We start from the raw sequence: 26124 nt of genomic DNA, 5'->3' as shown, positions 1-26124 counted from the left end.
GTCAGCCGAGGAGCGCGAGGAAGACCCCGGCGACGACGGCCGTTCCAATGACGCCGGCAACGTTCGGACCCATGGCGTGCATGAGGATGAAGTTGCCTGGGTCTTCTTCGCTGGCCAGCCTCTGGACAACGCGCGCGCTCATCGGAACCGCTGAAACACCGGCCGCTCCAATCATCGGGTTTATTTTGCCTCCAGAGAGCTTCATCATGAGCTTTCCGAAGAGCACTCCACCGGCGGTGGCGCTGGCAAAGGCGACCACACCGAGGCCGAGGATCATGAGCGTCTGGGCTGTGAGGAAGCTCTCCGCTCTCATCGTCGAGCCGACGCCGAGGCCGAGGAATATCGTCACGATGTTCATGAGCTCCTCCTGAGCGGCCTTGGTGAGCCTTGGAACCACGCCGCTCTCGCGGAAGAGGTTGCCCATCATGAGCATTCCTATCAGCGGTGCCGCGCTGGGGACGAGCAGGCCTATGACTATCATCGTGACTATCGGGAAGAGGATTTTCTCGCGCTTTGAAACTGGCCTCAACTGCTCCATCCTTATGCGTCTCTCCTCCGGGCTGGTGAGGGCCTTTATGATGGGCGGCTGAATCAATGGAACCAAGCTCATGTAGCTGTAGGCTGCTACCGCTGTCGCGGCGAGTATCTGGGGCGCGAGCTTGGTGGTCAGATAAATCGTCGTCGGTCCGTCTGCACCGCCGATGATTCCTATTGAAGCGGCCTCGTGTATGTTGAAGCCCAGCGCGAGGGCCGTAAGCATCGCCACGAAGACGCCTATCTGGGCGGCAGCACCGAGGAGCGCTGTCTTGGGGTCAGCGATTAGCGGTCCGAAGTCGGTCATCGCCCCGAGGCCGAAGAATATGAGGAGCGGCACTATCTCCGTCTTGATGAGGTAGTGGTAGACTATGTCGAGCAGGCCCGGGTGGTGGCAGAGCGGCCCAACGGTTGAACAGTTGGCTATGCCGTTGAGCGGAAGGTTAACGAGCACCGCTGTTATTCCTATCGGGAGCAGAAGCAGCGGCTCCATCTCGTAGCGTATGGCCAGGTAAACCAGCGTCAGGCCCACTGCGATCATGATGAGGTTCCCTACCGTGAGGTGGAGCAGGCCCATCGTGCTCAGGAAGTCCACGAACGTCGCCATGGCAATCACCCGAGTTCTACGAGTGGGTCGCCGGTGTTCACGGTGTCCCCTTCCTTCACGTAGATTTTCTTCACAACGCCATCTTTCGGAGCCGGAATCTCGTTCTCCATCTTCATGGCCTCAAGCACAACCAAACCCTGGCCAGTCTTGACTTCCTGCCCCTCGCTCACGAGGACCCTGAGAATCTTACCCGGCATTGGGGCGGTAACTGTGTTGGGCGAGGCACTCGCGGGGGCAGGCGAAGGAGCCGGCGCCGGAGCGGAGACAGGAACCGACGCAGGAGCCGGAGCAGAAACCGGAGCGCTGGCAGTTTCGGGAACGCTCGGGAGCGCTATTCCCAGCCCTTCGGCCTTGACCTCGTAGCTCTTGCCCTCGAAGCTGACCCTGAACTTTCCACCCGAGAGCTCTTCAACCTCAACCTCGTACTCCCTTCCATCGATGATGACCTTAACCTTCATCTTCACCACTTCCTCATCTCGTAGTTGAAGTTCTCAACCTCATCCATACCGCTCTGTAAACCGTAGAGGCGCCAGGCGTCGGAAACCTTCCTCCTAAAGGGCAACGGGCGGGCAATTTCCGCCTTCTTCGCGAGATAGGCGAGAATTGAGGCGGTTATGATTGCCAGATCCCTCGGAGGGATTTCCTCCACAACCTCAATCTCCTCCTTCGTCTCCTCAATGGCCTTTTCCTCGGCCTTCTCGGCCTTCCTCGTCATCCCGCGCTCGAAGGCGCCTATGGCGTACATCACTATAGCCAAAATGGTGAGTATTGCGAAGACGACGGTGATTCCTATGACGGTAATCCATCCGCCTTCAACGAGCTGGCTCATGCTTCCACCTCACAGCGGTATGTTGCCGTGCTTCTTCGGCGGGAGTTTAACCCTCTTGCTCTCCAAAGCTTCAAGCGCCATAATCACCTTGCCCCTCGTCTCCGCCGGGTCGATGACGTCGTCGATGTAACCCCTCGCGGCCGCGACGTACGGGTTGGCGAACTTCTCGCGGTACTCGGCTATCTTCTGCTGTCTAACTTCCTCCGGGTTCTCGGCCGCTGCGATTTCTTTCCTGAATATGATGTTCGCCGCACCCTCCGGACCCATGACCGCTATCTCGGCAGTTGGCCAGGCAAAGACGAAGTCGGCTCCAAGGTGCTTGCTTCCCATCGCGAGGTAGGCTCCACCGTAGGCCTTTCTGAGGATGACGGTTACCATCGGAACGGTCGCCTCGGCGTAGGCGTAGAGGACCTTCGCGCCGTGCCTGATTATTCCCCGGCTTTCTTGGTCAACACCGGGTAAATAACCGGGAACGTCCACGAGTGTGACTATCGGAATGTTGAAGGCGTCGCAGGTTCTCACAAACCTCGCTATCTTGTCCGAGCTGTCTATGTCGAGAACTCCAGCGAAGTACTTGGGGTTGTTGGCGATGATTCCAACGGTCTGGCCGTTCATCCTTCCAAAGCCAACCACGGCGTTCGGGGCGAAGTAGGGGAGGATTTCAAGGAAGTCCGGGTTGCCGTTCTCATCTCTGTCCACTATCTCGTAGATGACATCCCTGACGTCGTAGGGCTTGTTCGGGTCGTCCGGGACGATTTCGTAAAGCCTCTCGCTCTTCCTGAAGGGCAAATCGTTCGTCTTGACGCGAGGTGGCTTCTCCATGTTGTTGGACGGCAGGTAGCTCACGAGACGCCTTATTAAAGCCAGAACCTCCTCGTCGCTCTTGCCTATGAGGTGAGCCTGACCGGCCCTCTGCGCGTGAACCATCGCTCCGCCGAGCTGAACCGGTGTAACCTCAACGCCGGTAACGGCTTTGACGACCTGAGGCCCGGTGATGAACATGAAGCTCGCGGGGTTGTCCACCATGAGGATGAAGTCTCCGATGGCGGGGCTGTAAACGGCTCCGCCGGCACAGGGACCCATTATCGCGGTAATCTGGGGAACCACACCGCTGAGAATCGTGTTCATCTTGAAAATCTCACCGTAGCCCTTGAGCGCATCTACACCCTCCTGAATCCTCGCTCCTCCTGAGTCGTTGAGGCCTATGACAGGAGCGCCGGCTTCGAGGGCCAGCTCCATGACGCGCTTTATCTTCATCGCGTGCATCTCGCCGAGCGAACCGCCCATGACGGTGAAGTCCTGAGCGTAGACGAAAACGAGCCTGCCATCGATGGTTCCGTAGCCGGTGATGACGCCGTCAGCAGGCAGTTCCTTCTTGTCGAGGCCGAATTCAGTGCCCCTGTGCTTGACGAACATGCCGATTTCCACGAAGCTTCCCGGATCGAGGAGCTTTTCAATCCTCTCGCGGGCGGTGAGCTTTCCTTTGGCGTGCTGCTTTTCAACCGCCTTCTCCCCGCCCATGGCGAGAATCTTTTCCCTCCTCTCGTAAAGCTCGTTGAGCTTCTCCTCCATGCTCATAAGAGTAACCCCCTCGGTTTCTTGGGGGTTGTAGTTTGTAAAGTTTAAAAGGGTTTTTGAGGAGCGGAATTTCATCCAAGAATGGATAATTTGTCCATAGGCGGGCAAAAAAGAATGAAGGCCTCAGAGGTGCTGGATCGGCGTTTCGGCACCGCAGGCCTCGCACTTGAGGAAGTAGAACCTGTCCCGCTTGATGATCTTGGTATCTGGGCTTCCACAGACCGGGCAGATGACGTACTCCTTGAGGTACTTCTTCAGCTTGTTGGCTATCAGGTACGGAGTGAACCGTCCCTGCAAAATCACGCGCCTGCCCTCGAGCGTTCCGGCCGTTGCCACCTCGCGCAGTATGAACTTCAGCAGGTGGTTCGGGTCTCTGTTCATGGCCTCGGCTATGTCGACGAAGTTCTCGATGATCGTCCTGTTACCGGCTATTGTGACGAGTGCAGCCGGCACCTCGAAACGCGACCTGTGGTGCTTCACGTTCTCGGGCAACTCCTCGTAAGCCTTATCGAGGAGCTTCTCGAAGTCGTAAAAGTCAATGCTCTCGCTCATCTTCTCACCCCCTCATAGGTTTCCCCTTCGCTTTATAACCTTTGGCGTTATCAGAGCACCCTGTAAAAGCCGGCCCTCGGCTCGTATATCCTGCCCTCGGCTTTCAGCTCCTCAATTATTTTCTCGACCTCGCGCTTACCCCCAACTCCTGCCTGTTTCGCCGCCTCTATCACCTTATCCGCCGGCGCTCCGTATTCTCCCTCCGGCTCGAGGTTCTTGATTATATCGACCAGCTTCTCTATCTTGTTAAGCTTTTTAGAGCTCTTGCCTATCTCCAGTATCGAGACGTCTATGTTGCCCTCCTCGTCCACAGCGATTGTCCTCATCATAGCCTCGATGAGCTCTATGGCAGCTCTCGCATCTTCGCGCGTTACCGTCTCGCTCAGGCGCATTCTCGCGTGGGCCTCGCTGAGACGGATGAGGGCCTCAAGCTGTCTCGCGGTTATCGGAATCGGTTGAACACCTTCCTCATTGCCCCTCTTGAGTCCCTTCCTCATCTTGACGTAGTAGCGCTTTATTTCCTCCATAGCTTCCCTGCTCAGAACGGGATGGACGTTCTTCCTCGCGTAGGCTATGTACTTCTTGAGGAGGTCGTAGGGAATCTTCGGCGTAACGACTTCCGCCTCGCCGCGCCTGACGCGCAGTATGTGCTCCGCTATGCTCGCGTCGATTTTCTCGTCCGGCTCGTCGAGCAGGAGGAATATGAGGTCGAAACGGCTCAGCAGGGTCGGTGGAAGGTCGAGCTGCTCTGGCAGGGACTTCATGCGGTTGAAGCGGCCGAACTTCGGGTTTGCAGCTGCTATGACCGTCGTTCGCGCGTTGAGCGTCGCCGTAATTCCTGCCTTCGAGATGCTTATCGTGTTGTGAAGAACTAAGCCATGGGAGACGAAGAGGTGGTACGGCTCAACGGTCACGTCGTAGACCCATTCCCAGCTGTCGTTGGGGATCACCTCGGTGCCCTTAACCCTCAGGAAGTTGACGTTGCCGTTCAGGAACCCCTCAATTTCCTCTATTACGCGCTCTATTCTCTCGGCCTCGTTCTCAACCTCGGTTCTGAGTATTGACAGGGCGGTCGGATCGTTCCTCTCTATTCTGTGCCTGAGCGTCAGTGAGCTGATGCCGTACTTGAAGGCTATTCTGGACTTGTTGAGGTAGTCGAGGGCTCTGAGTGGCTCCCTGTTAGCCAGCTCCCTAACGAGCTCAACGTGCTCCCTAAGCCGCCGTATCTCTTCCCTCAGGAGGGATTCCGAAACGAGAGGTTTTCTGGCGTAGTACCTGTTGGAGAGCTTGAAGCGAACGTTCTTACCGGCCTCCTCGAGTTTCTTCAGAAGCTCTCCCGGGAATGTTCTCTCGACAGGCGTCACCTCATAGCGGCCCGGGGCCTTCTTTATCTTCGACACTATTCCAAGGGAGTAGAGGTAGTCCTGCCTGTCCCAGGCGGCTTTTTTGTCCCTGGCCGGCTCGTCAGGCTGCTCGATCTCAACGGGGTACCTCGCAACCCCGAGCACGACGTCGTCAATTGCCACTTCCTCCGCCGGCTTCTCCCTTATTTCGCCGTTCTCCCACACCATTATCGGGTGCTCCGGGGTCACGGTAACTTCCCTGCCGTTCGAGAACCTCAGCCGTATGAATCTGTCAGGCGCTCTGTGCCTGCTCACGCGGTCCGCTTTGACCTTCACGATTTCCCTCCGCTCGAGGTCGTAGGCCAAAAGCTCGATATCATCAACGGGCAGTATCTCAGTGTCATTACCGATTATCACCTTATCGCGGTTGGCCTCGATAAGAGAATCCACCAGCTCGCCTATCTTCACCTTCCTGCCGTCAGCGAGGAGAAGCTCGAAGTCGTGGTGGTAGCTCTGCTGCTCCAGCGCTTCGTGAATCGCGCTCCTGTCACGGTCACTCATTTTGTCGAACTCGTCAATGCAGTTGTGAACTATGATTCCCTCTGCTAAGAAGTTGTGCTCACCCGGCACGTAGAGGTCGTAGACGTAGCCCTCGTAGGGAACGCGCTCGATGGAGACGATTTCGTCAAGGAGATAATCCCTTGTGGCAAGAACTTCGAGCTTAATCCTGATTTCTGGACTCAGGACATTGCCGAGCCTCTCAATGAGTTTTCTGAGCTGAATCCTGCTGGGCTGATACTTGCCCTTGGCGTATGAGTAGACGGTACTCCAGAGCCCTCTCTCCTGCAGTACTTTGGCAGGAACGCTCTCGATGATGGCCCTGGCAATTTTCCTAACGGGCTCTGCCGGCACTTTGTCGCTCCTCGCCGAGACGAGGTGCTTTTTGAGAGGTATCTCCTTAACCTTAACGCTGTAATCCTTAACCGCGTTGAGGAGGTTTATGACGTCCTCCCTTCCAGTTACCCTAACCCTGTTCACGCCTTTCCCTGGAATCACACGGGCGTACACGTCAAACCTCCTGAGGAGCAGTGCAAAGGCTTTGTCCCTTTCCACATCGTTTGAGAGTAAGAACTCTATGTGAACCACGCTTCCCCTCTCGCTCTTCTTAACCGAGACACAGCCGTCCGAATCGAGAGCGCCCGCGATAAACGCTCTCAGCGCCTCATCGTCCAGAGAGAATGCGTTTTTCAGGTTGTCTTCGGTGAGATACTCGTACAGGTACGCGAGCAGTGGCGAGCTAACATGGAACGTTATCGCGTCGCTCTCTATTTCATTGCCAGCAAGCTCGCTCCTCGTGGTTCTCTCGTACTCTCTCAACGGTCCATCGTAGAAGCTCTCAAATGCCCTCCTGATGGCCCTAATCTGGTCTTTGTGAACCTTCGACTGCACAATGCGAACGTGAACCTTAGAGCCGTTCCTCTTTATCCACCCATCGCCGTAGAGGAATCCGAGGAAGTACGCAAGCTCCGGTGTTATGTAGGCCACTTTAAGGCGCTCCCTGCGGTAGTTCGGCCCATAGGTTAGAGGCCTCTCGCGCCACTTCTCGTAGAGTCCCAGCTCACGCAGTATCTCCCTAAACTTCCCGACGCGGATAGAACCCTTTCCAGAGAGGAAGTCCTTTGAAATGCCATACTCCTTGTTGAACTCCGCGAGGCTCTTGAATCTCCTGAGGATTTCTCGCTTCAGTTCGTTCTTTTCTTCGGGCGTTAGCTTAACCTTCCAGTCCGGGGGCAAAATATCGAGCAGATGCACCCTTCTCCCCACTGATGGAAGCTTTAGTGGGGCAACCACCATATCGCCAACCTTAAACTTCTCCGCCTCCTTCCACTCAAGGGTCTGGCCGTCTATGAGGAGGTGGTCAGGAGTTAGCGTTACCTCGTTGCCTGAGCGGAACTTGAGCTTTAACAGCTCGCCCTTCCAGGGCTTCCTGCGGATTATCGTGGCCTTGGAAGTTTTCGTCCTCATGCTTCCGAGGTTGAGGGCTGTGACTTCCATCTCCTTCTCCTGAATGTCCACGATTTGGCCATCGGAGAGCGCCTTGTATGACTTCTCAAGCTCGAAGAGGTCTTCGATTCTCTGATATTTCCCATCGACAAGAACCCTTGAATCAGGATGCAGGCAGGCAAAGCCACCATCCGCTAAGACGAGAACACCAGCTTCCAGAACCCACGAGCCCGTGAACTCGTCGCGCACGGCTGCAGCGGTCAAACCGGCGGCGCTTGAACTCTTACCGCTCGTATAAATCGCCCTTGGAGCGAGATTTGCCACGTAGCGGAGGAGCTGGCTGTTGTGGACGAAGATGTCGTTGGCTATGAAGTTGTGGTGCTCCGGAATCTGGAGGTCGTAGACCCACTCGTGCTCGGGTTTGTACTCTTCAATTTCGACAACCCTGTCCCAGAAGATGTCAGACTCTTCGAGGAGCTTCCTAATTCCTTCATCTTCCGTTTCAGGAACTATCTTTGGCTCGTTGTCGCGCCTTGGAGTTGCTATAAAGTCTCCAACCCTCAGCTCTTCCGCCTTCCTCGTCCTGAACTGGCCGTTTTCGAAGGTGAAGAAGGGGTGGGTTGGGGTAACGCGAATCTCCCTTCCGCTCGAGGTCCTTATCCTGAACATCTTTTCTGGGGCAGTTCTCTTCCAGGCGATGTTAGCTTTAACTCTCCTGACCTTCAGCGTTTTCGCGTCGAGAGCATATAGCTCGAGGTCAATCGGCGCGTAGAAGCCATCGTCGACCCTTCCGAGCTTCCCTTCGGCTTTTGCCTTCTCGATGGCCTCGTCGACTATTTCGCCAATTTCCTTCAGGCTTCCATCGGCTAAGAGAACCTTCGTGTGGTAATCAACGCACTTAGCAACACCGGGGTCACCAACCAGCAGAACGTGGCTTTCTCCCCTCAGCTTCGTTCCATCTGGGAGAACCCTCTGCACACCGCCGAAGAGCGCTAAAGCGATTCCCTTCTTGACTATCCTGTGCCCCCAGATGGCCGGAGCTATCGAGTCCACTATTGCGTCAACGATATCCTTCCTCTTCGCCAGCTCGCGAATCTTCTGCTCGTCTTCCGGCGAAATCTCAAGCTCTTCAATCTCCTTGCTGAGCTGTTCGATGTGGTTGACCTCCAGAACCTTCTTGAAAATCGGCCTCTTGTCCCTCTGCTCGAGGATAACGCGCAGGATTCCGGTCACGAGAACACGGTCGCCCGGCAGGGCGGTATCGACGAGGTCGTCGAGAAGTATGGCATCGACGAAGCGGGGCATCTGACCGCCTTTAAGGCTCTCGGGTCTGTCCTGAAGGCGGAAGCTCTGGAAGTTGATGAACCTGCTTTTTTCCACGTCGAGCTCGACGTTTCTTGAACCACAGGCGTCGCACTTGGCTGGCTTGACGAGGTTCTCGTAGGGCCTCTGGAGGCGAATCATCTCGTTTCCGCAGTCCTTGCAGACGAAAACGGCCTTTTGAACAAACGGCTTGACCTCGCTGACGCGCGTGATTATTCCTTCAACCTGAATAAGCCTGTTTATGTGCTCGCTCCCGAGTTCCTTGACGAGCAACGTATGCGGAAGGTTGTAAAAGCGCGCGTGTATCTTGAGCTCTTCGGAGTACATGAGATCCTCGCGGAGAACTATCTGAATGGCGTCTTCTCCTGCCATCAGGACCTCCTCGGGGTTCTCCAGGAGCTCTTCCGCCAGTTCGGGGTCGAAGGAGTTGAGGTGCGCCCAGTCTACGGTCAGGGATCTCTTCGGAACGACCGTGAGCAGGTCCTTCAGTCTGTTCAGGTAGACCGGGTTCCCGTCGTCGTCCTTGTACTCGCGGAGAAACGTCGCAAAGCGGGAGATCATGTCCTCTCTATCCATCATCCCTCACCCAGCCATTCGTTTCTGATTTTAGACAGCTCCAGATAGATTCTCCTCTCCTCCGGGGAGAGCCTGCCGAGAACCTCAAGGCTGTTGGGTCTAAGCCTCACCGCCTCAAGTATCTTCTTAAAGCGCATTTCCTTCAGATAGCGGTACTTCTTCTTCAGGTTGGCGAGCTTGGTCATCTTCACGCTCAGGACTTCAATGCTCTCGCCCGGGTTCCGCCTCACGTAGTTCTCAAGGTAGTATATGTAAAACTCGGCCCTCTCATAGAGCCCCGCCGGGATCGGAACGAGGGGCTGGCTTTCCCTCTCCTCGGCTATCACCCTGTCTATCTCGCCGATGACCTTGTCGGTCTCGTCCACTACCTCCCCGATCCCCGCCTCCCAGAGCACCTTGGCCTTCCAGTCCTCTAGCAGGGCTATGTCGCCGGTTTTCCAGTCCTCAAAGGGCTTGATGATCTTGACCGGTATGAGGGCCCTTCCGCTGAACATCCCACCACCTTTCACCAACTACAACAATGGCCTAATAAACCTTGGCAGTGCGCCGGATGTATCCATCTGCTCATCACCGGGATAATCCTAATAAACCGGCCCGACGATTTCCCATAAGGTGGTATCATGCTGATTGGAATAATGAGCGACACCCACGATAACCTCCCGGCGATAAGGAAGGCCGTCGAGTTCTTCAACGAGAGGAACGTTGACCTCGTGATCCACGCCGGTGACTACGTCGCTCCGTTCGTCGCCAGGGAGCTGAAGGAGCTGAAGGCCCCGCTCAAGGGGGTTTTCGGCAACAACGACGGTGAGAGGAAGGGCCTTTACGAAGCCCTAGGCATATACGATGAGATAATCGAGATCGAGGCCGATGGGATGAAGATCGCGGTGACTCACGGGACCGACGAGAGGATCGTTCGGGCCCTGGCGCGCAGCAGGCTCTACGACGTGGTTGTCGTTGGCCACACCCATCACTACGAGATCAGGGAGGAGGGAAGGACAATACTCATAAACCCCGGTGAAGTCTGCGGCTACCTGACCGGCGTCAAGAGCGTCGCCTTACTCGACACGCGGAAGAGGGAAGTCCAGATAATCAACATAGAGACGGGTGAACTCCTCGGGGCAATGAGCCTCTGAGGTGGGGCGATGGACGAGGTACTACTCCCCCGGGAGCGCCGCGACGCCGTCGTTTTCATCGGCGTGGACGCTGCCGACAACGTTGAGTTCGTCAAGGTGTACGCGGTCAGCGAGGAGAAGGCGAGGGAAGCTCTCGAAAAGTTCTTCAACGCGAGGGGCCTCTTTCCGGCCGACTACCGGCTTGTGAGCAGCGGCCCGGAGGACGTCAGGGGTAAAGGGGCGATAACGACCCGAACCGAGACTTCTCTGAGCTCCGCTCTGGCCAGACTCGGCCTCAAACTCCTCTCCAACGGCGTCCTCCACCTTGAGGGCGCAGAGACGGTCTATCAGCTTACCCTCGTCAGCGAGGAACTCTACGAGCGCATCTTGGGGAAAACGGACGAGGGGGATGAGCTAAAGCTCGAGCTTGAGGACGTTTTCTCCCTCGGCCTCGATGTCATCGTTGAGAACCTCAGGGGTGTCGAGCTCTCCGGTTACCTGCCTCCCGATGCAAAACTCCTGAAGGAGCCTGAAGTTTCGGAGCTCATGGCGATCATGGAGAACCCGGAAAGGGACTTTCCCGTGGTGGTGGAAACCAAGAACCTGGCCAGGTATTCCTTCTTTGAGTTCCCGATCACGCTCAAGCTCCCGCCCCTTACCGTTGAGGAGTTCGCGGCGGAGCTTTCGGAGAGGCTCGGCTTTTCCGTTGATCCGGCGCTCTTTGACGAATACCCTCCGGAGAAGCTTAACCTGCGCAACGTTGAGGCCCTCGTGAAACTCGTTGATGCCCTCGTTGAGAAGAAAGGCCTTGGCAGGGAGGAAGCCCTGAGCGTTGCCGTGAGGCTCAACTCCGCAGGGCTTTGAAGTAGGCCTTAACGGCTTCCCTGAAGGTTGGGTTGAACTTTCCAAGGACGGCATTGACCCTCTCGCGCTTCTTTCGCTCGCCGGCGAGGTAGCTGAGGAGGAGGCATTCGTCAACCGAGAGGTTAGAAACCTCTGGAGGCTCTTCTCCCGCCAGAATCCGCTCCAGGAGGGGCCTCAGCTTCTCACTCCGCCTCTCGAACTCAAGCCAGTCCACGTTGAGCCTGCCCCTTACGGAAATCTCGGCGGTTTTCTCAAGGTACGGCCGAATTTTCTCTCCGAGGGGCGAAGATAGAACCCTCGCGATGAACTCCTCCACATACTCCATATCCCCACCGAGCCTCTTTCTATCAACGGGATCAAGGCTCTCGAAGAGCGCCCTGGCAGTAAAGTAGCACTTAACCGCGAAGGGGAGCTCGGGGAGGGTTAGATGCACCCCGTCAATCTCGACCTTCTCACCGGGTTTTCTCTTCAGCGTCTCAAGGAGGGTCCCGAGGGGATAGCTGAGGCTCTTCACGCAGAACTCAAGCTCGTCCATGCTCTCACCGTGCCACCTTATTCGGCCCGCCTAAAAGCCTTTCGTCAGGTTTTTAGGCTTCGCGAAAAATCCCATTACGGTGGGAGAATGGAGTGGGTCGAGATAGACGGCTCGTACGGCGAGGGAGGAGGCCAGATACTCAGAACGGCCGTTGCTCTCTCGGTAATCACAGGAAAACCTGTCAGGATTCACAGGATAAGGGCCAACAGGCCAAACCCCGGGCTAAGGGTTCAGCACCTGCACGGTATTCTTGCTTTGAAGGAGCTGAGCAACGCGATGGTTAAAGGAGCAAAAGTCGGATCTACGGTCCTCGAGTTCGTCCCCGGAAGGGCCGAGCCGAAGCACATCAAAGTCCCGATAAAAACAGCGGGGAGCATAACGCTCGTCCTCCAAGCTTTACTCCCGGCGATGGCTTTCACTGGCGGGAGCTTCGAGGTAACCGGCGGAACTGACGTGCCCTGGAGCCCGCCGGTGGACTACCTGAGGCACGTTACGCTCTTCGCGCTCGAAAAGATGGGTCTGAGGGCGGAGATTGAGCTCAAGAGGAGGGGCCACTATCCAAAGGGCGGGGGGCTCGTCCTCGGAAGGGTCGAGCGTTGGGAGGAGAGAAAGCCTCTCGTTGCCCTTGAGTGGCGTAAGATAGAGCGCTTCGCTGGGATAAGCCACGCAACGAATTTGCCGGCCCACGTCGCGGAGAGGCAGGCCAAGGCTGCGGAAGAAAGGCTTAGGAACCTCTACAGCGTCCCGGTCGAGATTGAGAGGGAAGTCTCGCGCTCCCTCGGGCCGGGAAGCGGAATAGTGGTTTGGGCCGAGACTGACTCGCTTAGGTTAGCTGGAGACGCCCTCGGAAAGCGCGGAAAGCCGGCAGAGGTGGTCGGCGGGGAAGCCGCTGAAGAGCTGATTGAACAACTGACGCCAAGGAAGGCCGTTGACAGGTTCCTCGGCGACCAGCTGATACCGTTCTTAGCCTTCGCGGGCGGAGAGATAGGCGTTGCAGAAATCACGAACCACCTCGTCACAAACGTCTGGGTCGTGGAGCAGTTCCTCGGCAAAACCTTCGAGGTCGAGGGAGAAATCGGAGAGCCCGGGGTTGTGAGGGTGGTGAGGAAAGTTGAGATTTAACCCTCCTTTGCCTTCTTCATTCCGATTTCAACGCCCTTGGCGATGGCTTCTTGGAGTGAGAGCTCTTTGTATACTCCTCCATAGCTTCTCCATGCCCAAATGCCAAACAATACGAGGCCAGTGGACATAATGGAAAACGCAAGGAGCATGAAGTTCGTGAACCCTTCTGAAGCCGTATCGCTTGATAACAGGAACATGGGGGTGGTTAGAGTGAAAGCCCCAATTCCGATGCCAATTAACTCGAGACCGTAGTTCATGCCCGTTTTTGCACATTCCTTGGATTTGCATTCTCTTGGATATGGGTGTGCATTTAGGGAAGCGATGATTAGTATGGCCACAAAATACAAGGCCACTCCAATGAATCCTAAAATGCCCGTAGGATTCATTTCCCTCCTCCCTCCGGGTATTTATAGATTTCCCTCCTCCCGGAGGGTATAATATAGGGCGAAGGTGTTAAATACGGGCATCACGAATACACTTCGGTGAGAAGATGGAGATAGTCATACCCGATGACGTTCTCGTATCTCTCAAGCTCCCCAAGGGAGAAGTTGAGCGGGAGCTGAAGCTTGAGTTAGCCCTTATTCTCTACTCTCGAGGTGCATTATCCTTAGGAAAAGCCGCCAAGCTCGCCGGACTTACGAAGAGAGAATTTCTGGAGGAGCTTGCGAGGCGGAGAATCCCGAGGCACTACACCGAGAGAGAGCTTGAGGAGGACTTGAACTTTGCCCGTGGTTAGCAACTCCACTCCCCCCATTCACCTCGCCAAAATCGGCAGGCTCGATCTTTTGAGGAAATTCTTTGGTGAAGTCATCATTCCAAAGGCTGTTTACAGGGAGTGCGTCCTTGAGGGGAGAGGTTCAGAGGACGCGAAGCTCATTGAAAAGGCCAACTGGATAAAGGTTGTGGGAATAAAGGACGAGACCCTCAAGAAGTCGCTTATGCTTGAGCTTGACGAGGGGGAGAGCGAGGCTATTGTCCTCGCGCTTGAAACCAATGCCGAGCTTCTGCTCATTGATGACTACGACGGCAGGGAAGTCGCAAGGGCACTGGGGCTGAAGGTTACTGGAACGATTGGCGTTCTGCTGAGGGCGAAGTTCCAGGGGATAATCCCGAGTGTCAAAGAAGAGCTTGAGAAGCTGAAGGCAACCGGCTTCTGGCTGAGCGAAGGGCTTTACAGAAGGATTTTGGAGGAGGCAGGTGAAACGGGTGGTGATTCCGGAAGAGCTTGAAGGGAATTGCGGAAAGAGCGCTACTGGGTCTTGAGGAGGCCGACTCCGTGAGTCCTCCCAAATCCACCACCTGGAATCAATGGAGAATAAAGCCCAAGCTCTTAGCTAGTTCCTCAGAATGGTTGAGGCAAGATTCGGGGACCCGGTGGAAGAGGTAATCCTCTTTGGCTCCTACGCGAGGGGAGACCACGACGAGGAGAGCGATATAGACGTTCTCATCGTTGGGGACGTTGATTTTGACGGGCTGATGGAGGTTGTAACCGATATCCTCCTCGAATACGGGGAGCTGATAAGCCCGATAGTTCTGAAGCCTGAAGAGTTTAGAAAAAGGAGGGACAGCTTCATAAGAACCGTCCTGAGCGAGGGAAAGGTGCTCTACTCCTCTGGTTCTCTCGTGTGAACCCGTGGTTATCATGGGGCTTTATTCTGAACTAACCCTTCCCAACTTCCGACAGGAACTTCTCGGCACCTTCGAGGTCTTTCTCGCGGAGGTGGGCGATGAGCTTGGCGTAGAGGCCAGCAAGTGAAAGGTCTTCCGTTTCCGCTATCTTCTTCCATAGGTCGTCCTCAACCTTTTCCAGCTCTTCCAAGCTGGGGTTCAAAAGTTTGAGTCCCTGAACGATTCCGAGAAGCCTTGTCGCATTAGCTCTCAGGGTCACTGAAAATTCCCATTCACTGTCCTTCAACCTCAAGGATTCCGTTCTATTCTCCACTTCCGCTGGCGGTTTTGACAGAGGCTCTTTTAGTATATCCTTTGGGACAACCTCTTCAACGAGTTTTAGGAACTCGATGAGCTCGGGTATCTTGTATATATCTTCAGGCGACTCGAAAACGCGTCGGAACTGTCTTTTCCCGAATTCGTCGAAATATGGTGTCTTCATCTCGGCTATTTTTTCGGCTGCTGCGAGCGCTTTGTCGACGGCTTCTTCCATCCTTCTCTTTGCCTCAACGGTTAAGGAGCCTCTGTGTACCCTTACGAACTCTTTTGCCAGCTTCCTGCGGAGCTCTGGATTCCTCTTCAGTTCGTCGAAGCTTACCAAGATCCCGCCAATGTCACTTTCATCAAGTTCAGTGGTTGCGCGTTTCCTATGCTTTGCAAACACGATTTTTTCGACAAACTTCTCCAGTACTTTTGCATTTCTCTCTGCAAGATCGTAGCTGGTAATGGTATCGGGCCCTGACAGCGCGGGTATGTGTGTGAGCAGTTGGAGGAGAATGTTCCACTTCATTGCATCTTGAAGATCCTTGGCCATTATTGGCTTGCTTTTGAGGTCTTCCCGCTCTTTCCCATTTTCTATGTAAGGTGTGTGCGTGTTATCAGTGGCGTTGTATAATTTTAGCCCATCTTTATCAGGGTCTTTCAGCCGTTCATAGAGGTGCTTTCTATATATACCTTCGTTCAGAAGAGTTGCACTTTCTGGAACCTCTTCGAAGATGTGATAATCCCTTTCTATGACTTCTTTCCTCAACATGCCCTTTTTAACCACTACGCGCCGCTTTCCTAGCTTATCTACGGAGTATATCCCTGCCATGCAGTTCCCCTCAAAGACTTAAGGCAAAAGGCTATAAATCGCTTTTCACTCCTCCATCTCCACCCCGTAGACTTTCTCCGGGTTCTCGACGTGGATTTTGTAGACGTCCTCCTCCGTGAACAGGCCGTTCTGGAGGAATGCCTTCGTTCTCCTGGGAACTGTCTTCGGGCCGAGAACAGCTCCCGGCCGTCTTTTGTCGTCTATGTAGTCGGTCTCCATCATGAAGCGGTTGCCCTGCTTTATTGCCTCCTCTATGTTCTTCCTGCTCGCTATTATGCTCGGAAAGACGCCGACCTCCTCGGCAACTTTCACCAGCGGCGGCGAGAAGTGCTTGACTACTTTGTAGGGCTTTATGCCGACTTCCTTCACGTACTCGCCGAGCTCCCTGAACTTGGCCTCGTCAAAGCTCTCGGTGTGGAGCTGAACGGCGCAGTCGGCATCTTTGGCGAGGCTCATCCCGTACTTCATCAGCTCTATGCTGGCGTTCCAGACTTCCTCGCTCACCTCGTAGTGTGGCCTGCCTATCTCGCCTATCGCAACGGCTTTGCCCTCAAGACACAGCTTTTGCGCGTATTCTAACGCCTTCATGACCTCGTTTCTCGCGTATTCAATGCCCTTCTGCTCCGCCAGATAGACGAACTCCGCCGGGTGGACGCCGACCACTGCAAAGGCTTTAACCGGCGTCTCGCGGTTTATCCTCTCGACCAGCTCGATGTGGAAGTCCATGGCCTTCATGAAGTCCTCAGCCTTCAGGCCCGGGAAGCCGTAGTCGTGAGCTGTCTTGTAGACCACCATCAGGTGCGTTCCGCCCGCTCTGTGGAACTGCTTCACCGCCTCGAGGAAGAGGCCCTTGAAGGGGTCAACGTGGAAATGATTATCGAGGATTATCATGCTCCCACCTCACGACTGGTAGATTTCGAGAACGTCGCCTTTTTTAGCGTTTGTCTTCCCCTCGAGGATGAGCGCGACCCTGTCGCCGTCAACCGCGAAGTCAACCCTCTTTCGCTCCCTCTGGATTTCCCGGATTAGGGCGATGTTCCTTCCCTTGACCTTGTAGCCGGGGTAGATTATCCCCTCAACTGTTCCAATCAGCGTCTCCCTGCCGAGGACGTTAAGGACCCGTTCCACCCTGAACTTCGCGACAGGTTTCCTGGACGCTATGAACTCTCCGGTTTCTCCCTTCCGTCTTTTCAGAAAGTCGAAGGGCCCCATGCTCCCACCGGGAAGAGTGGGAAAGAAAGGAGAAAAGCTTATCCCCTGACGAAGTGCACCGAGCAGGAGATGCAGGGGTCGAAGGCCCGGACGGTTTCCTCAAGCCTTCTGAGGAGCTCATCCTCCGGCGCGTTCCCGTAGAGGTTTCTCGCTTCCCACAGGAGGGCGCCCTCCATCATGGCGTGGTTGAAGGCTGTGGGCGTTATTATGTTTGAGTACTCGATTTTTCCGTCGGCTATTCTGTAGTGGTGCACGAGGACTCCCCTCGGGGCTTCCACATAGCCTATTCCCTCGCCGTCCCCGGCCTCGACCGGAACGTTCTCGGGCTCAAAGCCTTTGTCGAGAAGGGTTTTCGCTATCTCCCCCGCCCTCTCGAGGGCGTAAACCAGCTCTATCACCTGGGCGAGGTTGTTGTAGCTCACCCATCCGGCTTCAAGCCTCTCCCGGTTCTCCTCGAAGAGCCTCTTAGCCGTGGGGGTCAGCGATTCAGCCTTGAGCAGGAGCCTCGCCAGCGAGCCGACGAGGAAGGGCTTTCCGCTGTAGAGGCTCTGCTTCGCGAAGCTGTAGACGAGGGGGCGCTCTTCGATGCGCTCGAAGTACTGGAAGTTCCGCTCGACGTTCGAGATGAGCGAGTCGCCGGTGAGGTAGCCGTCGGTGGCGACGAACAGCTCGGCCCTTCCGCCGTACTCCCCGATTCCCGAGAAAAGCCTCACCGCGCGCTTCGCCACCGTTAGGAGGGCCTTCGCCTCCCACTCTATCGCCTCAAGCTCTTCCCGCCCCGGCCACCTTCCGAAGCCACCGGGTTTAACGTTTATGCCGTGGATTTCCCTCCCGCCGATGAGGTCCCTAATCCTGTTCCCGAAGGCCTTGAGAGCTATGCCCTCCTTGACGAGCTCGCCGTGCTTCGTCGCGAGCCTTATCGCGTCGGGATAGCCGAAGAGGTCTGGCGCGACGAGGAGATACAGATGCAGGGAGTGGCTCTCGATAAGTTCCCCTATGAGGCCGAGCTCCCTTAGGAGCCTCGTCTCTTCCGGAACCTCGACGCCGAGGGCCCGCTCTATGGCCAGAACGGAAGCAACGCTGTGGGAGAGGTAGCAGATGGCGCATATCCTCGCCTCGAGGTCGGGAACATCCCAGAAGTCCCTTCCGAGGGTGAGAAGCTCAAAGAACCTCGGCCCCTCGACGATTTTGACCCTGACGTCCTTGACCTCGTTCCCCTCGATGACTATCTCGGCCTTCCCGTTCCCCTCGACGCGGGTGAATTCCCTCGTCTCGATTATCACGGCTCCCACCTCGCGAAGGTCTTGAACTTCCTCATGATGTACTCCTCGTCGTAGCCGAGGCCCTTGAGAACCTCGAACTCTCCAGCCGGGTTCACCTCACCTGGCAGGGGCCCGCGGCAGCCGATACAGCCGAGTCCGGAGCGCGGGCAGACAGCGTTACAGCCACCGAGCGTTATCGGGCCGAGGCATGGGAGACCCTTCTTGACCAGAACGCACTCGTACTCGTTCAGCTTGCACTCGAGGCAGACTGGATAATCAGGTCTTACAGGCTCGATGCCCTTCGCTATATCAATAAGAGCCTGGAAGAGCTCGTTCTTGTCGTAGGGACAGCCGGGTATGGCGAGGTCGACGGTAACGTACTCGACGACGGGCTTGGGGTCGAGCGCCCTCATCGGATTCCCCTCGTCGCCGTAAACGGCCTTCAACTTCTCCTTAAGCGGAAGCTCGACGCTCGCCTGAAGGCAACCGTGGGTGGCGCAGGTTCCGAGGGCTATGAGGTAGTCGGAGCGGTTCCTCGCTTCCCTGAGGACTTCAAGGTCGCGGTGGCTTGAGACTGTTCCCGTGACGAGGCCGACATCGAAGTGCCTCCCTTCAAGCCTGGTCGCCATGTGGAACTCCTCTATCTCGTAGAACTCAAGAACGTCGAAGAGCCTCTCGTAGAGGAACAGGAAGTTGAGGGCGCAACCACCGCAGTCGGTAAGCTCAAACACGCCGAGCTTCATCATATCAACCCCCTCGTCGAGAGGGCGTCCCAGTAGGTGAAAACCGGCCCATCTTTGCAGATGTACTTCATCGAGACGCTCGTTCCGACGACGCAGTGGCCGCACTTGCCGACTCCACAGCGCATGCGCCTCTCGAGTGTCATGTAGATTCTCCCCGGTGAGAGCTTCCTGTTGAGGAGCTCCCTTATGACGAAGCGGTACATGATTGGCGGGCCACAGATTAGGGCGTAGGAGTTCTCGACGTCGAAGTTCTCGCCCCTGAAGAGGTCGGTAACCACTCCCCTGCAGACCCTGTCGGAGAAGCCCTGCTCAAGGTAGATGCACGAGGGGCTCTCGATTTCGTAGGCGAGCTTGACGGTGCAGTTCATCGCACTCCCGTGCTTGAGGAGGTGGAGAACCTCGTCGCGGAAGAGTACCTCCTCGTAGGCTTTCGTGCCGTAGAAGAGCCAGACGTGCTCGTACTTGCCGGTGTCGAGGGCGTACCAGAGAACCGAGCGCAGGGGCGCCATTCCAAGGCCGCCGGCCACGAGGATTAGGTTCGAGCCCTCCATGTCCTCCATCGGGAAGCCGTTGCCGTACGGCCCGCGGATTCCGACGACCGAGCCTTCCTTCATTCCGTGTATGAACTTCGTCATCCTGCCGGCCTTTCTTATGCAGAGCTGGATTGGACTCCTCGTCGGGGACGAGCAGAGGCTTATCGGGAACTCGCCGAAGCCGGGAACGTCCACTATGACGAACTGTCCCGGCCGGAAGGTAAACTCCTCGTTGAGCTTCTCGTCGAGGAAGCGGAGTGTAAAGAGCTTCTCCCTCGGGGTCAGGTCCTTAACCTCAAGGATTCTCGCCGGATGGCTCTCGTAGGGATTCATTCCAGCGACCCCCTTATCTCGTCGAGAACCTTAACGTGCTCTATACCAGCTGGACAGAACTCGTCGCACCGGCCACAGCCGACGCAGTTGAAGCCCGCTGAGGGGTCGAAGTAGCTCTTGCAGTAGTAGCGGTGCCTGAAGCGGTCCAAGCGTGTGGGCCTGAAGTTATGACCGCCCGCGACGAGGCCGTGGCTTTCCATGAAGCAGGAATCGTAGCGCCTCTCGCGAACGGCCCTGTAGGCATCGACCCAGCGGTCGCAGACCTCGTAGCAACGGCACGTCGGACAGACGAGGTTGCAGTTCCCGCAGGCGAGGCACTTCTCGGCGTACTCCTTCCAGACCGGGCTGTTGTAGGCCAAATCGAGCGTGTCTGCGAGGCCCTCCGAGCGGAGCTCCCTCTTGAAGGCTTCAGCGCGCCTCTCCTCGAAGGCCTTGAAGTTGGCTATGTCCTCATCGCTCACCTCGTCGAATAGCCTCGCGTTCTCCCAGACCACCTCGTGTCCCCTCACGCTCCCTATCCTGACGAGCCATCCATCGGGAAGCTCGTGTAGGAATAGGTCAAAGCCGTCCATCGCGAAGTGCGTTCCAAGGCTTTTGCAGAAGCACAGCTCGTCGGGGAGACAGCTTATGCCGACGATGAAAGCGCTCTTCCTTCTCCTCGCGTAGTAGGGGTCAACCGGCTCGGAGAGGTAGACTCTGTCAAGGATTTTGAGGGCGTGAACGTCGCATGAGTGGACGCCGAAGAGCACGAAGGGCTTTCCGTCCCCTTCCTTCCTCCACCAGCCGTCCTCGAGGCTGAAGAGTCTCTCCCTCGGCCTGACGAAGAACTTCTTGGGAGGGAGCATCGTTCTGGTGTATTTCAGGTCCATCTGACCGGCTTCCTCGACCCTTCGGAAGTGGTGGGTCTTCCCCTCTTTAACCGGCCCGTAGATTTGGCCTATCCCCTTCAGTGAATTGAAGAAGTCCTCAAAGTTCCCGGAGGGTAGCTTTACATATCTCAACTCGACCACGCCCCTATCGGGCTATAATTTTAAGTTTGTAAAGATTCCCTTAAGGATTTTTCAAACCGGAGGTTGGGAACCTTTTGTTACAAACTTGTGCTTCAATGCACATTTATAAGCACGGCAAACCAACTATCGCCCATAAGTGGTGGTGCTCATGGAGGCGGAAGTCGATTACCTGACCTCGTATCCCCCCGAGCCGAGCTCGCTAATCCCCCTTCTCCAGCGGACTCAGGAGCGCTTCGGCTACCTTCCAAGGGAAGTCCTTGAGAGAATCGCCGAGTACCTCGGAATTCCCCTGAGCAGGGTCTACGGCGTCGCGACGTTCTACGCGCAGTTCCGGTTCGAGCCACTGGGAAAGTACGTTGTGAGAATCTGCCACGGAACGGCCTGCCACGTGAACGGAGCGGTAACCATTGTCCAGGCGATAACGGAGGAGCTCGGCATAGAAGAGGGCCAGACGACGGAGGACGGATTGATAACCCTCGAAAGGGTGGCCTGCCTCGGCTGTTGCAGTTTGGCACCGGTGGTCATGATAAACGACAAGGTGTTTGGAAAGCTCACGCCGGACAAGGTTAGGAAGCTCATAAGGAAACTCAGGGAGGGGAAGCTCGATGTCTGAGATAAAGGCCATAGCGGTCGGCATGAACTCCTGCGGGATTGCTGCCGGCGCGAGGGAAACCTACGAGGCAATAAAGGCCGAGCTTGAGAGGAGAAACCTCGACGTGAAGCTCAAGATAGTTGGTTGCGTCGGCATGTGCTACCGCGAACCCCTCGTTGACATAATCACCGAGGACGAGATTATCACCTACGGCCACGTCGACCCGAAGAAGGTTCCGAGGATTATAGAGGAGCACGTGGTAAACGGGAAGCCCGTCGAGGAGTGGATAGTCAAGCGCGACTGGTGGGAGAACGGCGAGAGGAAGACGTGGGACGTTGACGGCTACTTCGCCAAGCAGGTGAAGATAGTGCTCGAAAATTCCGGCTACATAGACCCCGAGAACATAGACGAGTACATCACCGTCGGTGGTTACGAGGCTCTAAAGAAGGCCCTTAGTATGGAGCCCGAGGAAATCATAGATATCATTATGAAATCCGGGCTTCGCGGAAGGGGTGGAGCAGGCTTCCCGACCGGCCTGAAGTGGAAGTTCACGAGGGAGGCGAAGGGCGACGAGAAGTACATCATCTGCAACGCAGACGAGGGCGACCCCGGAGCCTTCATGGACAGGAACGTCCTTGAGGGCGACCCGCACAGGGTAATAGAGGGAATGATAATAGGGGCTTACGCGATTGGGGCGACGAAGGGCTTCATCTACGTTCGCGCCGAGTACCCGCTCGCCATAAGGAGGCTGAGGATAGCGCTGAAGCAAGCTAAGGAGAGGGGCTTCCTCGGTGAGAACATACTTGGCTCCGGCTTCTCCTTTGACATCGAGATAAAGGAAGGCGCCGGAGCGTTCGTCTGCGGTGAGGAAACCGCTTTGATAGCTTCAATAGAGGGCAAGCGCGGAATGCCGAGGCCGAGACCTCCTTACCCTGCCCAGAAGGGCCTCTTCGGGAAGCCGACCAACATAAACAACGTTGAAACGTGGGCGAACGTGCCGTGGATAATAAGGCACGGCTGGAAGGCCTTTGCCTCGCTAGGAACCGAGAAGAGCAAAGGAACGAAAGTCTTCGCGCTGTCGGGCAAGATAAAGCACGGCGGAAACGTCGAAGTTCCAATGGGAACGACGCTGAGGGAGATACTCTACGACATAGGCGGTGGAACGAAGACCGGGAAGAGGATTAAAGCAGTTCAGCTCGGCGGACCCTCGGGAGGCTGCATCCCGGAGTACCTCTTCGACACGCCCGTTGACTACGAGAGCGTGAACGCGACCGGCGCGATAATGGGGAGCGGTGGAATGGTCGTCATGGACGAGGACACCTGTATGGTCGATGTCGCCAAGTTCTTCCTCGACTTCACTGTCAAGGAGTCCTGCGGTAAGTGCACCTTCTGCAGGGTCGGAACGAAGAGGATGCTCGAAATCCTCGAGCGGTTCACCGAAGGCAAGGCCACGAAGGAGGACCTTGAGAGGCTCGAGAAGCTCGCCCACCAGGTCAAGGCCGGTTCACTCTGCGGTCTCGGGCAGACCGCCCCGAACCCCGTCCTAACAACGCTCCGCTACTTCAGGGACGAATACCTCGCCCATATCGAGGGGAAGTGCCCGGCCAAGGTCTGCAAGCCCCTCATAAGGTACGTCATAATCCCAGAAAAGTGCACCGGCTGCACCGCCTGCGCAATCTTCTGCCCGGCCAACGCGATAACCGGCGAGAAGCTCAAGCCCCACGAGATAGACCAATCTGCCTGCATCAAGTGCGGAACCTGCTACGAGGTGTGCCGGTTCAACGCGATAGAAATCGTTACCGGGGGTGAGTGAGATGGTCAAGCTCATCGTTGACGGAAAGGAAGTTGACGCTCCGGCGGATAAGCCACTCATAGAGTTCCTGCGCGAGATTGGCCACGTTCCCGGCTTCTGCTATACCGAGGAGCTCGAACCCTACGGCTCGTGCAGGCTCTGCCTCGTCGAGACCGAGAGGGGAGTAACGACGGCCTGTACGCTGAAGCCCAGGGAGGGCCTCAAAGTCGAGACCCTGAGCGATAGGGTCATCGAGATGCGCAAAACGGCCCTTGAGCTTCTCCTTTCGAGCCACTACGGTGACTGCATCGGTCCGTGCCAGGACGCCTGTCCCGCCCACGCCGACATACAGGGCTACCTCGCGCTGATAGCGAGGGGCAAGTACCACGAGGCCGTCAAGCTGATGAAGGAGAAGTACATCCTGCCGGCAGTTCTCGGAAGGGTCTGCCCGGCCTTCTGTGAGGAAGCCTGCAGGAGGAACCTCGTCGATGAACCTGTCGGCATAAGGCTCGCGAAGCGCTTCGCTGCCGATTACGACCTCGAGAACGGCCCATGGATGCCCGAGATACCGCCGTCTACCGGGAAGCGCGTTGCCGTCGTCGGGGGAGGGCCTGCAGGACTGGCGTGCGCCTACTACCTGAGGCTGAAGGGCCACGAGGTTACAATCTTCGAGGCGATGCCCGAACTCGGAGGAATGACCCGCTACGGCATTCCCGAATATAGGCTCCCGAGGGACCTCTTAGACGAGGACATAGCGACCGTGATAAACACGGGCATCGAGGTGAGAACCAACACCGCTCTCGGCAGGGACGTTACTCTGGAGGAACTGCGCGAGAAGTACAACGCCGTTTTCCTAGCAGTTGGAGCCTGGAAGAGCAGGAAGATGGGGATTCCCGGAGAGGATTTGGAGGGAGTGATGCACGGCATAGAGTTCCTGAGGAAGGTGAACACGGGCGAGGAAGTGAAGCTCGGCGAGCGCGTTATAGTGGTCGGCGGTGGAAACACAGCGATGGATGTCGCGAGGACCGCTCTAAGGCTCGGCGCGAAGGTCACCGTCGTCTACCGCCGTTCAAAGGCCGAGATGCCCGCCAACGAACGCGAAGTAGAAGAAGCAATCGAGGAAGGCGTTGAGTTCCTCTTCCTGGCCAACCCGGTGAGGATTATCGGCGACGGCCGGGTCGAGGAGGTGGAGCTAATCAAAATGCGCCTCGGCGAGCCAGATTCAAGCGGAAGGAGGAGGCCAATTCCGATAGAGGGTTCCGAGTTCAGGGTTAAGGCCGACAACGTCATTCTGGCTATCGGCCAGTACTGCGACGAGGAGTTCCTGAAGGGTCTTGGGATAGAGGCGAGGCGCGGAAGGGCCGTTGTTGACGAGATTACACTTCAGACTAACGTGCCCGGCGTCTTCGCGGGCGGAGACCTCGTTCTCGGGCCGTCAACGGTAATAGAGAGCATAGCAACCGGGAGAAGGGGCGCACTGATGATAGACCTCTACCTCAGGGGCAGGCTTGAGAAGGCCAGAGAAGTCCTCGCAAACCCCGAGAAGCACATCAGGGAGCTGACCGAGGATAGAGAGCTGTACGAACTCCTGCTCGACCTAAGACCATACAACCACTGGAGGGACGTTACGGAGGAGGACTACCGCGAGACGCCGAGGAGGCCGAGGGTCAGGCCGAAGCTCCTCGACCCGAAGGAGAGGGCGAAGGGCTTTGAGGAGGTCGAGAAGACGCTGAGCGAACGTGAGGCAAGGAGCGAGGCTTCGCGGTGCATGAGCTGTGGCTGTCTGGCGGTTTTCGACTGCAGGCTGAGGGAGTACGCGACGCTGTACGGCGTGAAGCCCGAACTCGGAAGGGGCGAAAAGCGCTTTGAGATTGACGAGAGCCACCCGAGAATTACGCTCGACCCCAACAAGTGCGTCCTCTGCGGTCTGTGCGTCCGCTTCACCCACGAGATTGCCGGAGAGGGCGTGATAGACTACCTCTTCAGGGGCTACAACACGAGGGTTGGACCGCCGCTCGGCGACACCATAGCCGACGTTGATGGGAAGTTCATCGGCGAGCTGGCCGACGTCTGTCCCGTCGGCGCGATAGTGGAGAGGCCACCACTCACGAAGCCCGGCCCGTGGAAGACCGAGAAAATCAAAACCGTCTGCAACGGCTGTTCCCTCGCCTGTGAGATGGCGGTTGAGGTCTACGCAGGAACTCTCGTGAGGGCTTCGAGCGTCGAGGACTCGTGGAACAAATACCTCTGCGATGTCTGTCGCTTCGAGAGGCCCTGGGAAAAGACCCTCAGCGGACTGCTCCTCAACGGAAAGCCGGTAAGCTGGGAAGAGGCGAAGAAGTTCATCGAGAGCGGAAACTACGCCCTTGTTCTAACGCCCGACCTGACCAACGAGGAGATAGAAGCCCTCAAGGCCTTCGCCGAGCGTAAGGGCGTTCCGATAGGCTCGACCGTGAGCGGAAGTCCATCAACGGCGACCCTCGACAACGTCAGAAAGGCAAAACGCGTCCTGCTCAGGGCAGACACGGAGAAGTTCCCGCTCCTCAAGATACTGCTGAGGGGCAAGGAAATCGTTGAGAAGGACTACGAGCTGGCCGTAACTGAGGACGGCGAAGCTTTGAACGTCCCGACACTGGTACTCAGGAAGGGAGCGAACGCGGAGGGGCTGATAAGGGCATGGGTGACTGGAATACCGAAGGCAGAACGCTACGTGGTCGTTTCGAACGAACCCGTTGAGCTGCCCGGCGAGACCCTCGTTATTCCTGCAGGCAGGTGGGCCGAGAAGGGCGGAACGGTCACCAACGCCCTCGGAATGGAGCTGAAGGTTGAGAAAGTGAGGGAAGGCTACTCCCCGCTGGGGCTTTTCTCGTGATTCCCTCTTTTCTCGCAACTTTTAAATAATTTACT

Annotated in this window: 25 protein-coding genes; 9 read left to right on the top strand and 16 right to left on the bottom strand. The window is 56.6% G+C overall.

Annotation, left to right across the window (positions count from 1 at the left end):
• Nucleotide 1 precedes the first annotated feature (1 nt).
• From TAM4_RS07235 to TAM4_RS07205, 7 genes are all read right to left on the bottom strand, one after another.
• Nucleotides 2-1141: a sodium ion-translocating decarboxylase subunit beta gene (locus TAM4_RS07235; protein WP_014122587.1), complete on the bottom strand. Its 1140-nt coding sequence runs from the start codon at nucleotides 1139-1141 to the stop codon at nucleotides 2-4.
• A 5-nt stretch (nucleotides 1142-1146) separates the two neighbouring features.
• On the bottom strand, nucleotides 1147-1599 hold the full coding sequence (locus TAM4_RS07230) for an acetyl-CoA carboxylase biotin carboxyl carrier protein subunit (RefSeq protein WP_048150287.1): 453 nt from the start codon (nucleotides 1597-1599) through the stop codon (nucleotides 1147-1149).
• A gap of 2 nt (nucleotides 1600-1601) precedes the next feature.
• Entirely contained in the window at nucleotides 1602-1970 is a 369-nt protein-coding gene (locus tag TAM4_RS07225) for an OadG family protein (protein ID WP_014122585.1), read from the bottom strand.
• Between the two features lie 9 nt (nucleotides 1971-1979).
• Nucleotides 1980-3548, bottom strand: a complete 1569-nt coding sequence (locus tag TAM4_RS07220) for a carboxyl transferase domain-containing protein (RefSeq protein WP_048150252.1) — start codon at nucleotides 3546-3548, stop codon at nucleotides 1980-1982.
• Between the two features lie 123 nt (nucleotides 3549-3671).
• A complete protein-coding gene (locus TAM4_RS07215) occupies nucleotides 3672-4100 on the bottom strand; it encodes a translation initiation factor IF-2 subunit beta (protein ID WP_014122583.1) in 429 nt (142 codons plus the stop codon).
• 50 nt (nucleotides 4101-4150) lie between these two features.
• A complete protein-coding gene (locus tag TAM4_RS07210; protein ID WP_014122582.1) occupies nucleotides 4151-9346 on the bottom strand; it encodes an LAGLIDADG family homing endonuclease in 5196 nt (1731 codons plus the stop codon).
• Entirely contained in the window at nucleotides 9346-9840 is a 495-nt protein-coding gene (locus tag TAM4_RS07205) for a hypothetical protein (protein ID WP_014122581.1), read from the bottom strand. Before TAM4_RS07205 ends, TAM4_RS07210 begins: the two co-directional genes overlap by 1 nt.
• A 126-nt stretch (nucleotides 9841-9966) precedes the next feature.
• On the opposite strand from TAM4_RS07205, the gene TAM4_RS07200 reads away from it, so the two are divergent.
• Complete coding sequence (locus TAM4_RS07200) at nucleotides 9967-10479, top strand: metallophosphoesterase (RefSeq protein WP_014122580.1); 513 nt, start codon at nucleotides 9967-9969, stop codon at nucleotides 10477-10479.
• A gap of 9 nt (nucleotides 10480-10488) precedes the next feature.
• Nucleotides 10489-11322: a hypothetical protein gene (locus TAM4_RS07195; RefSeq protein WP_014122579.1), complete on the top strand. Its 834-nt coding sequence runs from the start codon at nucleotides 10489-10491 to the stop codon at nucleotides 11320-11322.
• On the opposite strand, the gene TAM4_RS07190 is transcribed toward TAM4_RS07195, so the two are convergent.
• Complete coding sequence (locus TAM4_RS07190) at nucleotides 11303-11857, bottom strand: hypothetical protein (RefSeq protein ID WP_014122578.1); 555 nt, start codon at nucleotides 11855-11857, stop codon at nucleotides 11303-11305. The two genes, TAM4_RS07195 and TAM4_RS07190, sit on opposite strands and share 20 nt — an antisense overlap.
• Before the next feature lie 87 nt (nucleotides 11858-11944).
• Here TAM4_RS07190 and rtcA point away from each other — a divergent pair, with 87 nt between their 5' ends.
• Nucleotides 11945-12979, top strand: a complete 1035-nt coding sequence (gene rtcA / locus TAM4_RS07185) for an RNA 3'-terminal phosphate cyclase (protein ID WP_014122577.1) — start codon at nucleotides 11945-11947, stop codon at nucleotides 12977-12979.
• On the opposite strand, the gene TAM4_RS11525 is transcribed toward rtcA, so the two are convergent.
• Nucleotides 12976-13365: a hypothetical protein gene (locus TAM4_RS11525; RefSeq protein WP_052306401.1), complete on the bottom strand. Its 390-nt coding sequence runs from the start codon at nucleotides 13363-13365 to the stop codon at nucleotides 12976-12978. The genes rtcA and TAM4_RS11525 overlap by 4 nt on opposite strands.
• A 104-nt stretch (nucleotides 13366-13469) precedes the next feature.
• Here TAM4_RS11525 and TAM4_RS07175 point away from each other — a divergent pair, with 104 nt between their 5' ends.
• From TAM4_RS07175 to TAM4_RS07165, 3 genes are all read left to right on the top strand, one after another.
• Nucleotides 13470-13715 (top strand): UPF0175 family protein, encoded by a 246-nt coding sequence (locus TAM4_RS07175; RefSeq protein ID WP_014122575.1) that lies wholly within the window; start codon nucleotides 13470-13472, stop codon nucleotides 13713-13715.
• Nucleotides 13708-14208: a DUF3368 domain-containing protein gene (locus TAM4_RS07170; protein WP_237702134.1), complete on the top strand. Its 501-nt coding sequence runs from the start codon at nucleotides 13708-13710 to the stop codon at nucleotides 14206-14208. Before TAM4_RS07175 ends, TAM4_RS07170 begins: the two co-directional genes overlap by 8 nt.
• Nucleotides 14209-14326: 118 nt before the next feature.
• The gene (locus tag TAM4_RS07165; protein ID WP_014122573.1) at nucleotides 14327-14608 is read left to right on the top strand and encodes a nucleotidyltransferase domain-containing protein; all 282 of its coding nucleotides are present in this window, start codon (nucleotides 14327-14329) and stop codon (nucleotides 14606-14608) included.
• 31 nt (nucleotides 14609-14639) lie between these two features.
• On the opposite strand, the gene TAM4_RS07160 is transcribed toward TAM4_RS07165, so the two are convergent.
• Genes TAM4_RS07160 through TAM4_RS07130 form a run of 7 tightly spaced genes read right to left on the bottom strand, consistent with a single transcriptional unit; the run spans nucleotide 14640 to nucleotide 20824 of the window.
• Complete coding sequence (locus tag TAM4_RS07160; protein WP_014122572.1) at nucleotides 14640-15740, bottom strand: hypothetical protein; 1101 nt, start codon at nucleotides 15738-15740, stop codon at nucleotides 14640-14642.
• A gap of 45 nt (nucleotides 15741-15785) precedes the next feature.
• A complete protein-coding gene (locus TAM4_RS07155; RefSeq protein ID WP_014122571.1) occupies nucleotides 15786-16631 on the bottom strand; it encodes a TatD family hydrolase in 846 nt (281 codons plus the stop codon).
• A gap of 9 nt (nucleotides 16632-16640) precedes the next feature.
• Nucleotides 16641-16952: a tRNA-binding protein Pbp11 gene (gene pbp11, locus TAM4_RS07150; RefSeq protein ID WP_014122570.1), complete on the bottom strand. Its 312-nt coding sequence runs from the start codon at nucleotides 16950-16952 to the stop codon at nucleotides 16641-16643.
• Between the two features lie 38 nt (nucleotides 16953-16990).
• Nucleotides 16991-18235, bottom strand: coding sequence for an NAD(P)-dependent hydrogenase/sulfhydrogenase 2 subunit alpha (shyA, locus tag TAM4_RS07145; protein ID WP_014122569.1), 1245 nt, complete (start codon nucleotides 18233-18235; stop codon nucleotides 16991-16993).
• Complete coding sequence (shyD, locus tag TAM4_RS07140) at nucleotides 18232-18957, bottom strand: NAD(P)-dependent hydrogenase/sulfhydrogenase 2 subunit delta (protein WP_048150963.1); 726 nt, start codon at nucleotides 18955-18957, stop codon at nucleotides 18232-18234. The genes shyA and shyD overlap by 4 nt, the downstream gene beginning before the upstream one ends.
• Nucleotides 18957-19823, bottom strand: a complete 867-nt coding sequence (gene shyC, locus TAM4_RS07135) for an NAD(P)-dependent hydrogenase/sulfhydrogenase 2 subunit gamma (protein WP_014122567.1) — start codon at nucleotides 19821-19823, stop codon at nucleotides 18957-18959. The genes shyD and shyC overlap by 1 nt, the downstream gene beginning before the upstream one ends.
• On the bottom strand, nucleotides 19820-20824 hold the full coding sequence (locus TAM4_RS07130; RefSeq protein WP_014122566.1) for a 4Fe-4S dicluster domain-containing protein: 1005 nt from the start codon (nucleotides 20822-20824) through the stop codon (nucleotides 19820-19822). The genes shyC and TAM4_RS07130 overlap by 4 nt, the downstream gene beginning before the upstream one ends.
• 157 nt (nucleotides 20825-20981) lie before the next feature.
• Here TAM4_RS07130 and nuoE point away from each other — a divergent pair, with 157 nt between their 5' ends.
• Genes nuoE through TAM4_RS07115 form a run of 3 tightly spaced genes read left to right on the top strand, consistent with a single transcriptional unit; the run spans nucleotide 20982 to nucleotide 26089 of the window.
• A complete protein-coding gene (gene nuoE, locus TAM4_RS07125; protein WP_014122565.1) occupies nucleotides 20982-21446 on the top strand; it encodes an NADH-quinone oxidoreductase subunit NuoE in 465 nt (154 codons plus the stop codon).
• Nucleotides 21439-23238 (top strand): NADH-quinone oxidoreductase subunit NuoF, encoded by a 1800-nt coding sequence (gene nuoF / locus TAM4_RS07120; RefSeq protein WP_014122564.1) that lies wholly within the window; start codon nucleotides 21439-21441, stop codon nucleotides 23236-23238. Before nuoE ends, nuoF begins: the two co-directional genes overlap by 8 nt.
• Before the next feature lies 1 nt (nucleotide 23239).
• Nucleotides 23240-26089: an NAD(P)-binding protein gene (locus TAM4_RS07115; protein ID WP_014122563.1), complete on the top strand. Its 2850-nt coding sequence runs from the start codon at nucleotides 23240-23242 to the stop codon at nucleotides 26087-26089.
• The last annotated feature ends 35 nt before the right edge of the window (nucleotides 26090-26124 follow it).

The organism is Thermococcus sp. AM4 (genome assembly GCF_000151205.2).
Classification (GTDB): Archaea; Methanobacteriota_B; Thermococci; order Thermococcales; family Thermococcaceae; genus Thermococcus.
This window is presented reverse-complemented; position numbering and strand designations above follow the sequence as displayed.

What these genes read in the sequence shown, in the direction of transcription:
- TAM4_RS07160 (WP_014122572.1), bottom strand. Translation starts at nt 15,740, where the DNA reads ATGGCAGGGATATACTCCGTAGATAAGCTAGGAAAGCGGCGCGTAGTG.
- TAM4_RS07215 (WP_014122583.1), bottom strand. Translation starts at nt 4,100, where the DNA reads ATGAGCGAGAGCATTGACTTTTACGACTTCGAGAAGCTCCTCGATAAG.
- TAM4_RS07175 (WP_014122575.1), top strand. Translation starts at nt 13,470, where the DNA reads ATGGAGATAGTCATACCCGATGACGTTCTCGTATCTCTCAAGCTCCCC.
- TAM4_RS07230 (WP_048150287.1), bottom strand. Translation starts at nt 1,599, where the DNA reads ATGAAGGTTAAGGTCATCATCGATGGAAGGGAGTACGAGGTTGAGGTT.
- shyC (WP_014122567.1), bottom strand. Translation starts at nt 19,823, where the DNA reads ATGAATCCCTACGAGAGCCATCCGGCGAGAATCCTTGAGGTTAAGGAC.
- TAM4_RS07225 (WP_014122585.1), bottom strand. Translation starts at nt 1,970, where the DNA reads ATGAGCCAGCTCGTTGAAGGCGGATGGATTACCGTCATAGGAATCACC.
- TAM4_RS07165 (WP_014122573.1), top strand. Translation starts at nt 14,327, where the DNA reads ATGGTTGAGGCAAGATTCGGGGACCCGGTGGAAGAGGTAATCCTCTTT.
- TAM4_RS07115 (WP_014122563.1), top strand. Translation starts at nt 23,240, where the DNA reads ATGGTCAAGCTCATCGTTGACGGAAAGGAAGTTGACGCTCCGGCGGAT.
- TAM4_RS07235 (WP_014122587.1), bottom strand. Translation starts at nt 1,141, where the DNA reads ATGGCGACGTTCGTGGACTTCCTGAGCACGATGGGCCTGCTCCACCTC.
- nuoF (WP_014122564.1), top strand. Translation starts at nt 21,439, where the DNA reads ATGTCTGAGATAAAGGCCATAGCGGTCGGCATGAACTCCTGCGGGATT.
- TAM4_RS11525 (WP_052306401.1), bottom strand. Translation starts at nt 13,365, where the DNA reads ATGAATCCTACGGGCATTTTAGGATTCATTGGAGTGGCCTTGTATTTT.
- shyD (WP_048150963.1), bottom strand. Translation starts at nt 18,957, where the DNA reads ATGAAGCTCGGCGTGTTTGAGCTTACCGACTGCGGTGGTTGCGCCCTC.
- TAM4_RS07190 (WP_014122578.1), bottom strand. Translation starts at nt 11,857, where the DNA reads ATGGACGAGCTTGAGTTCTGCGTGAAGAGCCTCAGCTATCCCCTCGGG.
- TAM4_RS07195 (WP_014122579.1), top strand. Translation starts at nt 10,489, where the DNA reads ATGGACGAGGTACTACTCCCCCGGGAGCGCCGCGACGCCGTCGTTTTC.
- TAM4_RS07210 (WP_014122582.1), bottom strand. Translation starts at nt 9,346, where the DNA reads ATGGATAGAGAGGACATGATCTCCCGCTTTGCGACGTTTCTCCGCGAG.
- pbp11 (WP_014122570.1), bottom strand. Translation starts at nt 16,952, where the DNA reads ATGGGGCCCTTCGACTTTCTGAAAAGACGGAAGGGAGAAACCGGAGAG.
- TAM4_RS07200 (WP_014122580.1), top strand. Translation starts at nt 9,967, where the DNA reads ATGCTGATTGGAATAATGAGCGACACCCACGATAACCTCCCGGCGATA.
- nuoE (WP_014122565.1), top strand. Translation starts at nt 20,982, where the DNA reads ATGGAGGCGGAAGTCGATTACCTGACCTCGTATCCCCCCGAGCCGAGC.
- TAM4_RS07205 (WP_014122581.1), bottom strand. Translation starts at nt 9,840, where the DNA reads ATGTTCAGCGGAAGGGCCCTCATACCGGTCAAGATCATCAAGCCCTTT.
- rtcA (WP_014122577.1), top strand. Translation starts at nt 11,945, where the DNA reads ATGGAGTGGGTCGAGATAGACGGCTCGTACGGCGAGGGAGGAGGCCAG.
- TAM4_RS07155 (WP_014122571.1), bottom strand. Translation starts at nt 16,631, where the DNA reads ATGATAATCCTCGATAATCATTTCCACGTTGACCCCTTCAAGGGCCTC.
- TAM4_RS07220 (WP_048150252.1), bottom strand. Translation starts at nt 3,548, where the DNA reads ATGAGCATGGAGGAGAAGCTCAACGAGCTTTACGAGAGGAGGGAAAAG.